General features: G+C 70.6%; 10 protein-coding genes. 5 read left to right on the forward strand and 5 right to left on the reverse strand.

Annotation, left to right across the window (positions count from 1 at the left end; genetic code table 11):
• Window positions 1–98: 98 nt before the first annotated feature.
• Window positions 99–2,894 (forward strand): AfsR/SARP family transcriptional regulator, encoded by a 2,796-nt coding sequence (locus LV75_RS25790; protein ID WP_253889599.1) that lies wholly within the window; start codon window positions 99–101, stop codon window positions 2,892–2,894.
• Window positions 2,895–3,385: 491 nt separating this feature from the next.
• On the opposite strand, the gene LV75_RS25795 is transcribed toward LV75_RS25790, so the two are convergent.
• Window positions 3,386–6,241: an nSTAND1 domain-containing NTPase gene (locus LV75_RS25795; RefSeq protein ID WP_253889600.1), complete on the reverse strand. Its 2,856-nt coding sequence runs from the start codon at window positions 6,239–6,241 to the stop codon at window positions 3,386–3,388.
• 188 nt (window positions 6,242–6,429) lie between these two features.
• Between LV75_RS25795 and LV75_RS25800 the strand changes: the two genes are divergently transcribed.
• A complete protein-coding gene (locus LV75_RS25800) occupies window positions 6,430–7,212 on the forward strand; it encodes an AfsR/SARP family transcriptional regulator (protein WP_253889601.1) in 783 nt (260 codons plus the stop codon).
• A gap of 328 nt (window positions 7,213–7,540) precedes the next feature.
• Window positions 7,541–10,453, forward strand: coding sequence for an AfsR/SARP family transcriptional regulator (locus LV75_RS25805; protein WP_253889602.1), 2,913 nt, complete (start codon window positions 7,541–7,543; stop codon window positions 10,451–10,453).
• 68 nt (window positions 10,454–10,521) lie between these two features.
• Here the strand turns inward: LV75_RS25805 and LV75_RS25810 are convergent, their stop codons facing one another.
• On the reverse strand, window positions 10,522–11,922 hold the full coding sequence (locus LV75_RS25810; RefSeq protein WP_253889603.1) for an aldehyde dehydrogenase family protein: 1,401 nt from the start codon (window positions 11,920–11,922) through the stop codon (window positions 10,522–10,524).
• 81 nt (window positions 11,923–12,003) lie between these two features.
• On the opposite strand from LV75_RS25810, the gene hisC reads away from it, so the two are divergent.
• Window positions 12,004–13,146 (forward strand): histidinol-phosphate transaminase, encoded by a 1,143-nt coding sequence (hisC, locus tag LV75_RS25815; RefSeq protein ID WP_253889604.1) that lies wholly within the window; start codon window positions 12,004–12,006, stop codon window positions 13,144–13,146.
• A 67-nt stretch (window positions 13,147–13,213) separates the two neighbouring features.
• Window positions 13,214–13,915, forward strand: coding sequence for a GntR family transcriptional regulator (locus tag LV75_RS25820; RefSeq protein ID WP_253889605.1), 702 nt, complete (start codon window positions 13,214–13,216; stop codon window positions 13,913–13,915).
• 13 nt (window positions 13,916–13,928) lie between these two features.
• Here the strand turns inward: LV75_RS25820 and LV75_RS25825 are convergent, their stop codons facing one another.
• From LV75_RS25825 to LV75_RS25835, 3 genes are read right to left on the reverse strand one after another with little or no spacing between them, the layout of a single operon-like run.
• Entirely contained in the window at window positions 13,929–14,753 is an 825-nt protein-coding gene (locus LV75_RS25825; RefSeq protein ID WP_253889606.1) for an ATP-binding protein, read from the reverse strand.
• Window positions 14,750–16,354 carry a thiamine pyrophosphate-dependent enzyme gene (locus tag LV75_RS25830; RefSeq protein ID WP_253889607.1) on the reverse strand — a complete coding sequence of 535 codons (1,605 nt, stop codon included), beginning with the start codon at window positions 16,352–16,354 and terminating at the stop codon, window positions 14,750–14,752. The genes LV75_RS25825 and LV75_RS25830 overlap by 4 nt, the downstream gene beginning before the upstream one ends.
• On the reverse strand, window positions 16,354–17,241 hold the full coding sequence (locus tag LV75_RS25835; protein ID WP_253889608.1) for an MBL fold metallo-hydrolase: 888 nt from the start codon (window positions 17,239–17,241) through the stop codon (window positions 16,354–16,356). The genes LV75_RS25830 and LV75_RS25835 overlap by 1 nt, the downstream gene beginning before the upstream one ends.
• Between the last annotated feature and the right edge of the window lie 13 nt (window positions 17,242–17,254).

The following is a 17,254-nucleotide window of genomic DNA, read 5'->3' on the forward strand; positions in this document are numbered from 1 at the left end:
CGTTGCCATGCCGGGTGACCGGTTGTTGCCTGGAACGTGGTCTCCTCGTCGAGTCGGCTCTGGCAGTCGGGTATGTGGTGCGCCCGCTGGGTTCGCGGGTGGGCACCTTGATCCACCGACCGCTGTCGTGGATCGTGGGGTGCGTGGTCGAGGTGCCGGGCTTCGAGGTCCTGGGAGTCGTCCGGGTCCGGGTTGGCGAGGTGGTGATCGATATCGGTCATGCTCGGCAGCGGTGCGTGCTGGCGGCGTTGCTGGTCGAGCCGAACCGCCCCGTGTCGGCTGACCTGCTCATTGATCGGGTGTGGGGGGAGAACCCACCGACGCGCGCGCGGGGCACCCTGTACGGCTACCTGCACCGGCTGCGGCAGGCACTGGCCGGGGTGTGGGGTGCCGAGATCCGACGCGGCAGGGACGGCTACGTCATCGAGGTGGACGAGGAGTCGGTTGACCTGTACCGGTTCCGGCGGTTGGTCGCGCGGTCGCGCCAAGCCGGGGACCGGGAAGCGTTGGAGCTGCTGCAGCGGGCACTGCGCCTGTGGCGTGGGCGTCCGCTGGCCGATGTCGAGGGGCCGTGGGCGGACTCGGTGCGGCGGGTGGTGGAGCAGGACCGGTGGACCGCTCTGCTGCGGCGCAACGACATCGCCCTGCGCGAAGGGCACCACGACACGCTCCTCGCGGAACTGCTCGACCTGGCCGAAGCCCACCCGCTCGACGAGCAGCTCGCCTGCCAGTTGGTCCTCGCGCTCTACCGCACCGGACGGCAGGCCGAGGCGCTGGACCGCTTCGAGTTCCTCCGGCGGCTCCTCGCGGACGAACTCGGCGCCGATCCCGGCCACGAGCTGCGCGAACTGCACCGCCAGATCCTGGCGGGCGAGCTCACCGGGGTAGCGGGCGCCGCCGCGCGGCCACTGCCCCGTGAGCTCCCGGCCGCGGCACGGGTGTTTGTCGGCCGCCACAACGAGATCGCCCAGCTCGACAAGGCGCTGGTCGGGCTGCACGGCACACCAACCTCCGCGCTGGCCGTGGTCGGGGTCGGTGGCATCGGGAAGACCACCCTCGTCTTGCACTGGGCCCACCGCAACGCGGGCGCGTTCCCCGACGGCCAGTTGTACGCGGACCTGCGCGGGTTCGCCCCCTCAGGGACCCCGCTACCGCCCGCTGCCGTGGCATCGCGCTTCCTCGCCGCGATCGGTGTGCCCACCGCCGGGGTCCCCACCGACGCGGACAGCGTGCTGGGCTTGTTCCGCGGCGTGGTGGCCGAGAAGCGGATGCTCGTGGTCTTGGACAACGCCCGCGACAGCGACCACGTGCGCCCGCTGCTGCCCGGGGGGTCCTCGAGCCTCGTGGTGATCACCAGCAGACATCGGCTCACCGGTTTGAGCGCCTCCCACGGCATCCCCGTGCTGACCCTCGACGCGCTCAACCGCGACACGGCGCGTGACCTGCTCGCCTGCCACATGTCCGACGAGCGGGTGCGCGGCGAACCCGAGGCGGTCACCGACCTGCTCGACTGGTGCGCGGGACTGCCACTCGCCCTGGCGCTGCTCGCGGCGCGGGCGACCAGCCACCCCGGGTTCCCGCTGCGCGTGCTGGCCGAGGAACTGCACCAGGCCGGCGGCATCGGCGACTGGGACGCCGACGAGGCGGACTCCGGTCTGCGCGCGGTGTTCTCGACGTCGTGGCGCGCGTTGCCCACCGCCACGGTCGAGGCGTGCTCGTTGCTCGGCCTCGCGCCCGGACCGGACATCGGCGTCGACGCGGTCGCCGCCCTGCTGGGTACGTCCGCACCGCGCGTTCGGACCGTCATGCGCCCTGCGGAGGCCGCGCACCTGGTCCGCCAACCGGTCCCGGGCCGCTACCGGATGCACGACCTGGTCCGCAGGTTCGCCGCGGAACAAGCAGCGGACCACGGCGCCGCCCGGGCACGGCTGGGCAGGCTCGTGGACCACTACGCCGACACCGCGCTGGCGGCCGAGGCGGTGCTCTACCCCCACGAGCTGCCCTTCGCCCCCGGTGGCTCGCCCCGGCGGTTCGCTGACGAGGACGAGGCACTGGCCTGGCTCGGCGCCGAGTACCCGACCCTCTTGGCGGCCCAAGCCCTGGCCGTGGACCTCGGCCGCCACGCGCCGGTGTGGCGCCTGGCGTGGGGGCTGGACACCTTCCAACGCCGCCAGGTGCACAGCGGCGACCAAGTCCGGGTCTGGAGCGCCGGACTGAGTGCGGCCGAGCTCGCCGGGGACGCCGACGCCCGGGCGTTGTCGGCCTGGCGGTTGGGCGCCGCGCACAACCGGGCGGGCAACCGCACTGAGGCCAAGCTGTTGCTGGAGCACGCGTTGGCGGTGGGCAGCGAATCGGGCAACAAGCAGACCCAGGCCAACGCACACCAGGCTCTTGCGCCGGTGCACGAGGAGTTGGGCGACGACGCGCGTGCCCTTTCGCACGCCGAGAGCGCGCTCGTGATCCTGCGCGAGACGGGCAACGAGATGCGCCAAGCCCACGCCCTGAACCAGGCAGGCTGGTACGCGGCCAAGGTCGGCGACCTGGGCCGCGCGCGGGAGCACTGCGCCGCGGCGCTGGCCCTGGCCAGGCGCCACGCCGACGCCGACGCCGAAGCCCGGGTCCTCGACAGCCTCGGCTACCTCGCGCACCGCGAAGGCGACCACGCCCGGGCCGAGGACTTCTACCAGCGCGCCCTGGCGCTGTTCGGCCGCACGCGATCGATGTACGACTACGCCGACACCCTCGAACGCGTGGCGGACAACCACGTCGCCGCGGGTGACCTCCGCCGAGCCCGGTCGTTGTGGCGGGAGGTCCGCCGGATGTACGACGCGCAGGGGCGCGTGAACGCCGTCGACCGCATGTCCGCCCTGCTGGCCACCACCGATGGCGTGTGACCCGGCGCCACAGCGGCCGCGTACACGACGCTGCGCGACCACACTTGAGTCGTTGGCGCTGCGGCGAACCCGGGGAAGGCGGTCGTTCCAGGTGCCCGCGCTGAACAGCCTGGGGCAGGCCTACCTCGCGGTGGCTCCGGGGACGTGGCCGACGCCGTCTTCCGCGAGGCGCTCGTTCGAGGGGCGGTCCGGCAGTCTCCACTGAGGACATCATGGCCGGGTTGGCTCTCTGGTGCCGCAGCGGCCACGTCGACGTGACAGATTTGCCCAAGATCCCGATCAAGGCGGACCTGGAGAGTTGTCCCTGTGCCACCGAGGGGGCGGCACAATCACCAGGGGAGAAGCCAAAATGGACAACATCGCGCAGTACCAGGAGTCGCGTACCGCCACGCCCGCCGACGAGACCGGTGAGACGCCGAAGCTCTGACGGCTGTTTCGCTGCCGGCGCGATGAGGGGTCGCGCCGGCAGCGAAACCGGCGCCACACGACGGCTACGGACCGGGTTGCGGTGCACAGGGGTCGGCGAAGTCGATGTTGAGGAAGTAGCGGGCCCATTCGTCGGGGGCGATGGGGCGGAGTGCGCGCTGGCAGACCCAGCTCTCCGCGGCGGAGACGTCAACGGGCCACAGGAGACCTGAAGTGTTGTTCCTCACGATCACGAGAGATCTACCGTCGGAGGCGAAGACCACTGTACCGAAGGTGAAGTTCGAGGCGATGTGCACCGCGTACTGCACCGGGTTGTCGCGATCCCTGATGTCCCAGATCTCCACGTTCTCCCGGTTGGCCGCGGCGATGAACCGGTTGTCGGGGGACAGCGCCAACGCGACCATGCCAGGTATCCGACCCGTCGCGCGGGGGCGGAGGGGATCCGTGGTGTCCCACAGGCGCGTGGAACCGTCCGTGCCGACGAGCACCGGTGTGGAACCACTCGTGGCCGAGGCGGCGATCGGTGCCGTGCGCGAGAGCGCCACATAGGGCTCGGCAGAAGCGTTCGGTAGTGGTGACCGCCGGAACGGGTGCGCGGGATCGCCGAGGTCCCACAGGTGGATCTCCGAACCGGGGTTCTGCGTGACCAGGTCGCCCGCGTGGTTGAACCCGACGGCTTCCTCGTCCGCGCGGACGCTCGCCCGCTCGACCGGGTGGGCGGGATCCCGCACGTCCACCACACGGATCACGTCTTCGGACAACGGCTGGGGCGCACCGTGGACAGCCGAGGTGAACGTCTCGAACAGCACCAGGATTGGCCCGGTGGGGCTGAAGTGGGGCTCGACCCACCCCGCCGAGGGCACTGCCGCGACCACCTTCGGTGCTCTGGGATCCGTCACGTCCACCAGGTGCACCGGCCCCTGGACCGCCGCGACCGCCAGTGTCCGACCTGTCCGGTCGATCGCGACGCGACCGACCGCGCCCAGGTCCGGCACAGCGTGGGAGAACTTGGGGGTGGGCGTCCCGTTGAAGTCGTAAACGTTCAGGGCGCCGTGGGAGGCGGTGTAGAGGTAGCGGCCACCCGGGTGGAACACAACCTGGTGTGTCTCGTCGAAGTCACCCGGCGTCTCGTTGGCCTGGTTGAACGCGGACACCACGTCGAACAGCCCGCCCCGGATGGTCGGGTTGGGCAGCAGGCGGTAGGCGGCCAGCGCCACCTGGCCCGCCAGGGACGGGTCCGAGGAGCGCAGCACACGCGCCTGGGCCATGGCTTGGCCGACCACGGCCTCGGTCACGCGGCGGTTGTTGTCGACCGAGGTGCGTGCGGCGTAGAGGCCGACCGCTGCGAGGACCGCGACGAGGCAGGCCACGGTGAGGGCACTCAGTCCTTGCCTGCGGCGGTTGCTCTTGCGGGCTGTGTGCGCCGTGGTCAGGAACTGGCGTTGGGTGGTGGTGACGAGGGCGGGGTGGGTGGTGAGCAAGTCGCGGGCTCGGGTGAGCAGGGTGCCGCGGTAGAGCGCTGCCGGGTCGTGGTCGAGGTCCTGCCAGATCCGGGTCGCGTCGGCGAGGTGGCGGTGGACGCGGAGGGTGTCGCGGTCCTCGGCGAGCCAGGCGCGCAGGCGTGGCCAGTGAGTGATCAGGGCCTCGTGCGCGGGTTCCACGCTGTCCTGGTCGATGGTGATCAGGCGGGCGGCGGCAAGGGTGTGCAGGACAGCGGTGGTGGTCTGGTCGTGGTCCCACTCGTCGCGGGGGACCCGGCGTTTGGTGTCGCCGTCGTCGCCCAGGGCCACCAGCCGTGTGCACGTGGCTTTGGCGAAGGTCTGCCCGTGTTCGTCGAGCGCGGCGTAGACCGCCTCGGCGGTGCGGGCGATGGCGTGGTCGATGCCCCCGGCGGCGGTGTAGCCCTCCAGGGTCAAGGTGATGCCGCGGCGGCGGTGCCAGGTCTCGAGCAGGGCGTGCGAGAGCATCGGCAGCACCCCGGCCCGCCCGACGGCGTCGGCGACGAGTCGGGTCACCAGCTCCGACTCCAGGCGAAGTCCCCGTGCCGTGGCGGGGCCGACGATGGCCTGGTGCAGCTCCTGCGCGGTCAGTTGGCCGAGCAGCACCTGGCCGTCCCGCAGAGCTTCGACCAGCGGTTCGTGCTCGGCGCAATGCCGGTAGAAGTCGGCGCGCACCCCCAGCAGCACGTGTGCCCGGGCCCCGAGCGCGACCAGTGCCCGGATGAACCACTCGCGCTCCCCGGCGTCCTCGCACAGGGTGAACAACTCCTCGAACTGGTCAACGAGCACCAGCAGGCCCGTCACCGGCGCCAGCACCAGGGCCAGGTTCGCCGGATCCGCGCGCAACTGGTCGTGCACCTCGACCGTGGAGCGCCCGACCAGGTCGGCGGCGCGGATCGCGCACTCCTCGACCGGTTGGGCGCCGGGTACGAGCACTGCCACCGGCCCTGGCCAGCGCGGCGCCACACCCGCGCGCAGCAGTGATGTCTTGCCCGCCCCGGACGCGCCGAACACACCGACGAAACGCCGTTCGCGCAGGCGCGCCAGGACTTCCCCGACCGCTCGGTCCCGCCCGAAGAACACCTCGGCGTCGCCTTCGTGGAAGGCGAGCAGCCCCCGATACGGGACGGCCTTGTCCTCCTGCTCCACCGACCACCCCAGCTCGGCGTCCGCTTGCCGCCACCGCTGCTCCCACTCCCGCGCGTCGCCGCCGCAGGCGCGGACGTAAGCCAGGGTGACGTTCAGCGTCGGCAGCCGCCGCCCGGCAGCGGCATCGGACAGCGCCGCGGTCGAGTAGTGCGCCCGGGTGCTGAGCTGCCGGTACGTCGGGGACCCCGCCTTCCTGCGCAGCTCGCGCAGAGCCTCGGCGAATTCAACGAGGACCGGGTCGCCCGGCTCCACCGGACGTTCCTGTCGCGGCACGTCGCGTTCCCCCTGTTCGCACTGCGTTGTCCAGCGGAATGCGGCGGATCCTGAACAACGCCGCGCACGCTACACACGACCCGACAGGGAGCGATGGCGCGAAACCGCCTTGGTGGCGGCAGAAACCGTCGGTCGGCTCCCCGCACGGGCGGCGCCATCCGGGCACGCCGACAGGAGGAGGTAGGCCAGTGGACGTCCAGATCCGGTTGCTCGGAGCGGTCGAACTGCTCGTCGACGGGCGCCACCGCGCCGTGGGCCACGCCCGCCAGAGGTGCGTCCTCGCCGCCTTGGCCGTCGACGCGAACAGACCCGTTGGCTACGAACAGCTGGTGTCACGTGTGTGGGGCGAGGACTTACCCCGCGAGCCCCGCGGCGCCTTGTACGGTTACATCCACCGACTACGCCGCGCCCTGGCGGATGTCCGCGAGGTACGACTCGAACGCGGTCCGGGCTGCTACACGCTCGCCGCGGCGCCCGACGTCGTCGACCTCCACCGGTTCGAGCGCCTGGCGACGGCAGTGCGCCGGGAGACCGTGGACTCCCGGCTGGTCGAGTTGAGCGATGAGGCGGTGGGTACCTGGCACGGTGTCCGCGCGTTCGAGGGTCTGGACACCGCGTGGTTCGAGGCGGCGCGGGAGTTGGCGCACCAGCGGAGATACCTGGTGGAGACGGCTCGAACCGACGCCGTCCTGCGGTTGGGCCGAGGCAGCGAGGTTGTCGCCGACCTGTTCGCCCGCGTCCGCGCGCACCCCTTCGACGAAGTGGCAGCCGCACAGCTGATGCTCGCCCTGCACGGCGTGGGCCGCACCGCGGACGCGCTCACGATCCACCGCGACCTGTGCCGCCGACTCCTCGACCACCTCGGGACCAACCCTGGTGAGGCCATCCACCGCGCGTTCCACCGCCTTCTCCAGGGCTTCGAGCCACCGGCCAGCCGGTCCCCGGTAGCGACGGTCGCAGGTTCTCCGTGACGATGCTGCGTGGCCCTGCGTCAGCGATCCGCCTCCGGAGGAGCCGTTGATCACGACTGAGGACACTGCTGTTCGATTCCTGGTGGACGTCGTCCGCCCTGCCCCGGATCCTGGTTCTGACGCACGGGGTGCCGCGCAGTCCCGGCACCTGTTGCCGGGACGTCTCGTCGAACCGCGTGCTGGCCTTGTTCTGCTCGTGGCGAGATCATTCGGCCATTCGGTGGCTTCCTCCGATGGCCTCTCCTGCCGGACCAGGATCGCGAAGCGGCCTGCGGCCGACCTTGCGAAGATCCTTGAATCGCCTGCGTGCGGCCGATTGAATGACGGGATGGGAGCGCTGATCCGCCTGTTCGGCGGGGTCGAGGCGGACGTGGGGGACAAGCCTGTTGAGCTAGGTCACCGGCGCCAGCGGGCGGTCATCGCAGTGCTGGCGGTGGAAGTCGGACGGGTGGTGACGGCGGATCAGCTGATCGACCGGGTGTGGGGCGATTCGCCACCACTGCGTGCGCGGGACACGCTCTACGGCTACCTGTCGCGGCTTCGCCGGGCTTTGACCGCCGCCGCTGCCGAGGTGGAAGTCGTCTCGCGCGCGGGCGGGTATGTGTTGGAGCTCGACCCCGATGACGTTGACCTGCACCGGTTTCGCGACCTGGTAGGCCGAGCCCGTACTGCCGCGGACGCTCAGGCATCCACCCTCTACGACGAGGCGTTGACGTTGTGGCAGGGCGAGATGTTCGGGACGCTGACCTCGCCGTGGCTCGACGCCGTCCGAACGGCCACGGCCGCCGAACGGGTGGCCGCCGAGCGAGACCGAACTGATGTGGCACTGCGCCTCGGCCGCACATCCTCCCTGGTGGCTGTGCTGCCCGCGCTCGTGGCCGCGCATCCGCTGGACGAGCGTCTGGTCGGCCAGTACATGCTCGCCCTGTACCTCAGCGGTCGCCCGGCCGAGGCTCTGCGCCAGTATCAGCTGTTGCGGGAGCGCCTGTCCGAGGAGTTGGGTGTCGATCCCGGTGAGGCGCTGCGCGAGCTGTACCAGCGGGTGCTACGCGAGGAACCGGCCGTCGCGGCGCCGGGCGAGCAACCCCGCCAGCTCCCCGCGCCCCCGCCGTTCCTCGTCGGCAGGCACGACGAACTGGCCCACCTGACCAAGATCAGTTCCGCTGGCGGGACCCGGGTTTGTGTGGTTGGCGGCGTTGGCGGGGTCGGCAAGACCTGGCTGGCCCTGCATTGGGCGCACCAGAACCTCGCCGAGTTCCCCGACGGCCAGTTGTACGTCAACCTGCACGGCCACGCCCCGGCGACCGAGCCGGTACCGGCGGCACGGGCGCTGGGCGGGTTCCTGCTGGCCCTCGGCGTGGACCCGGGGTCCGTGCCTGTCGACGAGGCGGCTCGCGCCGCGCTGTTCCGCAGCCGCGTCGCCGGTAGACGGGTCTTGGTGGTGCTGGACAACGCCCGCGACACCGCCCAGGTCGAACCGCTGTTCCCGGGCACGCCGGAGTGCATGGTGCTGGTCACGAGCAGGTCCCGGCTGGCCGGGCTGCGCGTGGGGGGCGCGCGGTCGGTGGAGGTGCTCCCGCTCGGCGAGGAAGGGTCCCGCGAGGTCCTCGCCTGGCACTTGGGTGCCGACCGGATGGCCGCTGAACCGCGCGCGGTGGCCGGGCTGGTCGAGCGGTGCGCGGGTCTGCCGCTGGCCCTGGGTATCGTGGCGGCCCGGTCGGACCTGCCGCTCGAGTCGTTGTTGCGGGAACTGCGGGATACGGCGTCACCGCTGTCCGCCTGGGACACCGGGGAGCTGTCGGCGAACCTGGCTGAGGTGTTCTCCTGGTCCTACGACGCCGTGCCCGACGTTGCCCGGTCGGTGTTCCGGCTGCTGGGCCTGGCCCCCGGGCCGGACATCGACGTACACGCCGCGGCGGCCCTCACCGACCTGCCGGTGGGGGCCGCCCGAGCCGCGTTGCGGGTGTTGGAGAACGCCCGGCTGGTGGAGCGGTGCGGGCCCGACCGGTACCGGTCGCACGACCTTCTCCGTCTCTTCGCCGCGGACCGGGCTTTGCAGCTGTCGGTGGTCGAACGTAGCGCGGCCCTGGCCAGGTTGGTGACGTGGTCGACGCGCGCCGCGCACGCGGCGGTGGACGCCGTCGATCCGCACCGGCGCCGGATCCCGCTCACGGTGGGCGAGGCGCGCGTCGCGGTGCCTGCGTTCACCACGGCTGACGACGGCATGGCGTGGTTGGTGCGGGAGCACCGTGTCCTCGTGGACACCGTCGCGTCGGCGTGCGAGGCCGGGCACGCCGTCGCGGCTTCAGAACTGGCGCAGGCGCTGGGGCGGTACTTCCTGCTGCACAACCACCACCAAGACTGGCTGTGGACGCACCACCTCGTCCTCGAGCACCTTGGCCGGGACGGCGACCCCCTCGCACTGGCCGAAACCCACCAGGACCTGGCGATCGCGCACATTCTGACCGGTGACCACGATGGCGCGGCCGCTGAGTTCGAGCGGGCGCTGCAGCTGCGCCGCCGACTCGGCGACCGCCGCGGCGAGGTGGCGGTCCTGGGCAACCTCGGTTCACTGGACGTGATCCGAGGTCGCTACCGCGACGCCATCCGGCACAGCGAGTCAGCCGCGGCCGGATACGCCGACATCACCGACCGGCGGGGCCAGGCCAACGCGCACAACACCCTGGCCATCGTCCGCTCCCGGCTCGGTCTCCCCGCCGAGGCGGACGCCCGGATGGCGCTGGTCCTGTTCCAGGAGATCGACGACCACATCGGGATGGCCAACAGCGAGTCCACCCTGGCCTCGATCTGTCGCCGGAATGGGGATCGGGACGAGGCCAAGGCCCGGTTCGAAGAGGCGATTCGCTTGTGCGGGCTACTCGGGTACCGCGCGCGAGAGTCCGACTGCCGAGCCGAGTTCGCGTTGCTGTGCGCCGAAAGCGGGAGGGACGCCGAGGCACGCGCGCACGCCGCCGAAGCGCTGGCGTTCATCACCGAACTTGGTGCACCCGCGTCCGACAGCGGCGCGTACAACGACCTCGGCGAGGCGTTTCTCCGCCTGGGCGAAGTAGAGACAGCCGCTGTCCGGTTTCGGCAGTCCCTCGACACCGCCACCGACCCATACCAGCGGGCACGCGCCCACCGCGGACTCGCGATGAGCTCGACGGACTCCTCCGAGACCGCCCATCACCTCGAGCTCGCCGACACCTTGTTCGCCCGGCTGGGCATCAGCCCACCGTGATCCGGTCCAAGCACCGGATGCAAGACCGGCTGCCGGGATCATGAGGGTGGCTTCTTGGGTGCTGGTTGTCAGAAGTGCACCGACTGGGTGGTGAGGAAATCCAGGATGCCGTGGGCGCCGCGCTCGCGGCCGAAGCCGGACATGCGGAAGCCGCCGAAGGGGGCGTCGGGGTGCGTTGGGGCTCCGTTGATGCTGACGCTGCCGGTGCGGATTTGGGTGGCTACCGCCGCGGCCTGTTCGGGGGTGGAGGCCCAGACGGAACCGCTGAGGCCGTAGGGGGAGTTGTTGGCGATGCTGACGGCTTCGCTGATGTTGTCGTAGGGGATCGTTGCCAGGATGGGGCCGAATATCTCTTCCTGGGCGAGGGGATCGTTCGGGTCGGTCAGGTATGCCTGGGCGGGAACGTAGTAGCCGGGCGGGGTTGCGGTGATTGGTCCGGATGCGATCAGGTCGATGCCGCGGGCGCGCGCGTCGGAGGTCAGGGTGACGATCTTCTCGTGTTGTGCTGCGGTGGTCACCGGGCCGAGTTCGGTCGTTGGGTCGGTCGGGTCGCCTGTGGTGAAGGCGGGGACGAGGCGGTTGAGCGCAGTGCGGGCTTGAGCCAGGTCGGTGCGGGGGACCAGGAGGCGGGTCAGGGCCGCGCAGGTCTGGCCGGAGTTCTGGAAGGTCTTCGCCAGGGTCTTGGTGATGGCCGTGGTCAGGTCGGCGCCGGGTAGGACGATGCTGGCGGACTTGCCGCCGAGTTCGAGGGAGACCTGTTTGACCTGTTCCCCGGCGACAGCGGCGATTCGGCGTCCCGCGCGTGTCGATCCGGTGAAGGACACGAAGTCGACGGCGGGGTGCCGGACCAGGGTCTCGCCGGTGCCTGGTCCGTCGCCGAAGACGACGTTCAGCACGCCGGGCGGTAGCGCGGAGGCTGCTTCGACGAGGTGCACGACGCAGGAGGGTGCGATCTCGCTGGGTTTGAGCACCACGGTGCACCCGGCGACCAGGGCTGCGGCGATCTTGGACGCGATCTGGAACAACGGGTAGTTCCACGGGGTGATGCAGGCGACCACGCCCACGGGCACGCGCCGTACGGTGGTGTTGTCGATCCGCTCGTCGGCTTGCAGCGCGGCGCCCAGCCGCGCTGCTGACGCGAACGCCGCGACGGCCGGGTTGACCTGCAAGGCCACGCACTTGTGACGCGGGGTTCCGACCTCCGCGGTGATGGCGTCGGCGAGTTCACCCGCCCGCTCGGCGAGGCCGCGGCCGACAGCGGCGACGTACGCCGCGCGCTGCTCCGGGTGCAGGGAACTCCACCCGGGGAACGCGCGAGCGGCCGCGGCACAGGCCTGGTCGACGTCGCCCGCGCTGGCTGTCCGGACAACCCCCCGGCTGCGTCCGACCGATGGGTCGAACACCTGTAGATCGTCTTGTCCGCTCGACGGGATCCAGACGCCGTCGACGAAGAAATCCTCTATCCGCACCGCCTGACCCATTGCCGCTCTCCCGAACCGCACCTAGAATCGTATAGGAAACACTATAGCTCAACGAAGGGGTTTGTGGCGGTGTCGACTGCTTCGACCGGACCGTTCATCCGGGCGGCGATCAACGGGCTCCCCCCTTACAGCGCTGGGCGGAGCGTGCGGGACGCGGCTGGGGGAGGTGCTGTCGCGTCGGACCTGCTCGGCCTGGCCGCCAACGAGGGTCCGTATGGGCCGTTCCCGGCCGCCGCAGCGGCCGCTGTCGAGTGCGTCCATTCCGCCAACCTCTACCCGCAGTCGGGATTCCGTTCCCTGCGCGGCGAGTTGGCGGACTTCCTCGGCGTCGGGGTCGAGAGGGTGGCCGTCGGCGCGGGCGGGATCGCGCTGATCCACCACCTGTCGGTGGCCTTGCTGGACGAGGGCACCACCATCGTGACCGGCACACCCACCTTCCACGCGTACGCCCTCGATGCCCGCAAGCAGGGCGCGTCGGCGCGGACCGCTCCCGTGCGTCTCGACGGCGGTTACGACTTGGCGGCGATGCTGGAACTGGTCGACGACCTCAGCCGCATCGTCTACGTCTGCAACCCGAACAACCCCACCGGTGGCATCGTGACACGCGAGGAGTTGCTCCGATTCGTCGACGCGGTACCGGAATCGACGACCGTGGTCGTCGATGAGGCCTACTTCGAGTACGCGCGGTCAACGGGGTATCCCGACACCATCGCCGACCGCGCGTTTCACCGGCCGAACCTGGTCACCCTGCGCACGTTCTCCAAAGCCTACGGCCTCGCCGGACTGCGGGTGGCGTACCTGGTGGGGTCACCCGCGCTGATCGAAGCGGTCCAGAAAGTGCAGAGCAACTACGAGGTCACCAGCGTCGCCCTGGCCGCCGCCCGCGCCAGCCTGCCCGAAGCGGACGAGCTCGCCCGCCGGGTCGAGCTCAACCGCGCCGGACGTGCCACCCTGACCGAAGGACTGCGGCGGTTCGGTTTCCCGCCGATCGACTCGCACGCGAACTTCGTCTACGCCGAAGTCGGTGATGGCAAACTGTTCGCCAAAGCCCTCGAGGCGGAAGGGATCATCGTCCGACCGGCCAACGCCATGGGCGACCCGGCAGGCGCGCGGATCACCGTCGGAACGCCGGAGCAGGTCGAGCGCACCGTTGAGGCCCTGTCGCGCGTCGCAGGCCACGTCGGCCCGAGACGCGGGTCAACCTATAGGTGACGATATATGATTGGCGGGCCGTCTGGTTCAGCCGCGGCTACCGACTGCGCGGCCAAGGAGACATGACATGGGATCGGCGCCCTCGGCAGGACAGTCGAAAGTGGACTTCGTGCACGAGATCCTCCGTGCCCGGATTGTGAACTCGGAGTACGCGGCAGGCCAGCGCCTGATCATCGACACCCTGTCGAAGGAGGTCGGCGTCAGCCAGGCCCCGATCCGGGAAGCACTGCGCAGGCTCGAGGCGGAGGGGCTCGTCGACTACGGCGCCAACGCGGGGCCCTCGATCGTACGGCTCGACAAGCAGGACTGGTTCAACCTCATGGAGATGAAGGCGGTACTCGAGGCATACGCCACCCGTGCCGCCGTCCCGTTCATCACCGGCGACGACATCACCGAGCTGCGCTCGCTCAACACACGGTTGTCGCAGGCGCTCGACGCGTTCGACCTCGAGTCCTGGAGCGAGCACAACCGGGCGTTCCACGAGCTGATCCGATCCCGGTGCCCCAACCAGCGGATGGTCGGCGAGCTGAAGGACCTCAGCCAGTGGGCCGACACCGTGAGCAGGCTGGTGTTCTCCCACGAGCGGGGCTTCATCATCCAGGTGCTCGGCCTCTCCGCCGGTCGCGAGACGATCGCCGCGCACGAGCAGATCCTCGACGCTGTGGAACGCGGCGCCGCGGACGGTGCGCTGGAGGATCTCAGCCGTGCGCACACCCTCGCTCTGGTCAAGCAGGTCCAGGACAGGTTGCGCGCCAACGACGTGGCCTGAGCTGCCGAGTCCCTCAGGTGCGGTACCAGGATTCGACCCGGGCCGAGAGTGCCGCCTCGGACAGCGCCTCGGACTCGGTGACCGATCGGCGCACCTGCTGCCGGGTCGGCCACACCCGCTCGGCCCGGTCGTCGAGGTCGTACACCGATCCGGACACGGCCATCAGGCGGTTCGGTCGGATGACCATGGTGTGCCGGTGTTCGAGCACCTTCGCCATCAACGCGACGTACAGGTCCTGGTCGTACCCGGAGTCCGAGCGCGCCGTGACACCCTGCTCGGCGGCGGGGATCCGCAGTGAATCGGTCAGCTCGTCCAGCAGGTCCACCGACGCGTTGTGCCGTTCGAGGTGATCGTCGCCCGCCTCGGACATGTCGGACGAGCGCTGCCCGCGCAGCCGCTCGCGTAGCTGGTCCTCGGGGGCGAGCACGGTGAACAGGGTGCTGTGCGCGGCGAGCACGGCCTCGGCGTCGTCGTCGAGCCGGTGGGCCAGTTCGGAGAACCTGCCACCGATCAGAGGTGCCTCGACGATCAGCAGCCCGTCGTCGTCGGTGAACCAGTCCGTGACGGCCGAGCGCACCCACGAGCCCATGGCCACCCGCACGCGGGCATGGGTCACGCCGTCGATCTCGGGGTACTTGTCCTGCACGGCCGGGTCCTGATCCCAGGACCGGCGGGCGACATCCCACTGCAGCACACCGGTTCGGCGGCCATTGGCCGCAGCGGCCAGTTCACGCACCAGCAGGCTCTTGCCGGTGCCGGGCAACCCGACCAGCACGACACAGCGCAGCGCGGGCGAGCGCGCCCACAACGGGTCCAGGTACGGCGCGGGTGCTGTCACCGGAACCTGTCCACGCTGACCATGTCGCCCACCGGCACCTCGATGACCGTGGGCCCGGGGGAGGCGAACGCCGCGTCGAGTGCCGGCGCCAAGGCCGCCGGACTCTCCGCAAGTGCGTAACCCGCGCCGAACGAGGTGACGAACCGCTCGAAGTCCGGGTTGACGAGATCGGTGGCGATCACCCTGCCTCCGTACAAATCCCGCTGCATCTGCTGCACGTTGCCGTACTGGCTGTTGTTGAACAAGACCGTGACCAGGCCGATGCCGTGTTGCACAGCGGTGGCCAATTCGGTGGCGGCGAAGAGGAACCCGCCGTCACCGGTGACCGAGAGCACCCGGGTATCCGGCTTGGCGACCTTGGCGCCGAGCGCGGTGGGAAAACCGTATCCGAGGGTGCCCATGTACCCGGTGGACAGGAAGGTCCGGGGCCGGTGCACCGGCATGACGATGCGGCTGGCGAACCCGATCTGGGTCAGCTCGTCGACGAAGACGCCGTCGTCGCCGAGCGCCTCCCTGATCACCGACAGGTAGGCGATCTGCTGGTCGAGGACCGCACTGCGCTCCCGCCAGGCCGCGTGGACCCGCCCCATCCGCTCGGTGCGGTCCGGGCCGCGGACGCCCTTGGCGCGCAGGGCATCCAGCAGTACCGGCAGGTGGCTCTCGAGCCGCCCGGTGATGGCGACATCGGGCTGGCCATAGCGGCCGTGGACGGTCTGGTCGGCGTCGATCCGGATCAGGGTGCGCGCGCCCCGGCCCCAGCCCTGCAGCGCCGATCGCGCGCTCCCGCCGAGCGCGATGACCACATCGGTCTCGGCCCACAGGGGCTTTGCCTCGGGGAGGAAACAGCTCAACGGGTGGCGGCTGTCGACGATGCCGCGGCCGGTCCGGTAGCCCACCACCGGTGCCTGCAGCAGCTCGGCCAGCGCGGTGACCTCCGCCGACACGTCCTGGGCGCCGTTGGCCACGAAGATCATCGGGTTGGCCGCGCCCGCGAGGACCGAGACCGCGCTGTCGATCCCCTCCGCGTCGATCAACTCGTCGGGCTCGGTGGCGACCGGCGATTCCTCGGGGACAGGTGCCCGCATCGCGAGCACGTCCATCGGCACCTCGAGGGTCACCGGCCGGGGGCGTCCCGTGTTGAGGGCCCGGACGGCGTCGGCGACCTTGGTGCCCGCCTCGGCGGGGTGGGTGACCCGGTCGTAGTGCTTGCTCAGCGACCGCAGCAGCCCGGGCTGGTCGGGGACCTCGTGCAAGGTGCCCAGCTCCCGGCCGATCATCTTCTGCGGGACCTGGCCGGTGAGGAAGAACAGCTTCGCGTTGAGCCCGTACGCCGTGGCCAGCGCCGCACCGGCGTTGAGCACACCCGGGCCGGGGACGACGTTGCAGACGCTGGGCAGGCCGGTCGCCATCGTGGCCCCGAGCGCCATGAATCCCGCGCCCTGCTCGTGGCGGGTGTGGATGATCCGGAAGTCGTCGCCCGCGTCGTAGAAGGCGTTGTAGAGCCAGTCGTTCTGCACGCCGGGAAGACCGAAGACGGTCGTCAGCCCGTGCGCTTTGAGGCCCGCGACGACCGATTCGCCCCCGGTCCGGTAGGTGACCATCAGTTCCGTACTTCCTTGTGGCTGGGGACGGGGACGCGCAGGAAGTCCCGACCGATCGAGATCGGGCCGGAATAGGCGGATCGCGCCTCGCGGCGGATCTCGTCGTCGGAGGTCGGGCCGAACGCCCCGACCGGACTGAGCAACAGCGCCCGAGCCCGCGCCGCAGCGGCAATCCGTGCCGCGCCGACCGGCTCACTGTGCACCGATCGCATCCGCGTCAGCACACGCTGGGCCCGCTCCGGCGGCAGGTACGAGGCCGCGTTGTTCAGGTACGTCGTCTCGTGCACCAGCAGGTCGACATCGCGCGCGAGGTCAGCGACGGCTTCTGACGGCCGGGTATCGCCGGAGAAGCACACACTGCGACCGGCCACGTCGATGCGATACCCGAACGACGGGATCGGGGGATGTTCGACGGGGGCGGCGGTGATCCGGGCAGGGCCGCAGTCGACCGTTTCCGCCGAGGTCAGCTCGATGACGTCGACCAAGTCACGAAGATGCGGCCATCCCTCGTCAGCCATGCGGCTGCGGATGTCGACCTCGAACGCTTCGTAGTGCAACTCGAACAGCCGCCGCAACGGCGGAGGCCCGATCACCCGTACCGGCGCGCGAAGTTGCGACCACGCGAGATGAAGCACTACCGCGACGTCGGCGACATGGTCGATGTGGTGGTGGGTGATCAGGATCCGTCGCAGCTTGGCCAGGTCGAGCCCCGCCTCGACGAGCTGCCCGGCGACACCGTTCCCACAGTCGACCAGGCTGATCTCATCCGCGACCTCAAGTGCGTGCGCGACCGGACGCCGCCCCACCTTGGGGGTGGGGCCACCCGCCGAACCGAGCACCACCACAACCGCCTCGGCATCGGACTCTTCGCGATCCCCAGGCGGCACTGTTCTCGTCCCT

It is taken from the genome of Actinokineospora diospyrosa (assembly GCF_024171925.1).
GTDB classification, from domain to species: Bacteria; Actinomycetota; Actinomycetes; order Mycobacteriales; family Pseudonocardiaceae; genus Actinokineospora; species Actinokineospora diospyrosa.

Bases quoted from the DNA above. Each gene is read 5' to 3' on its own strand.
- LV75_RS25805 (WP_253889602.1), top strand. From the start codon at position 7,541: ATGGGAGCGCTGATCCGCCTGTTCGGCGGGGTCGAGGCGGACGTGGGG.
- LV75_RS25820 (WP_253889605.1), top strand. From the start codon at position 13,214: ATGGGATCGGCGCCCTCGGCAGGACAGTCGAAAGTGGACTTCGTGCAC.
- LV75_RS25830 (WP_253889607.1), bottom strand. From the start codon at position 16,354: ATGGTCACCTACCGGACCGGGGGCGAATCGGTCGTCGCGGGCCTCAAA.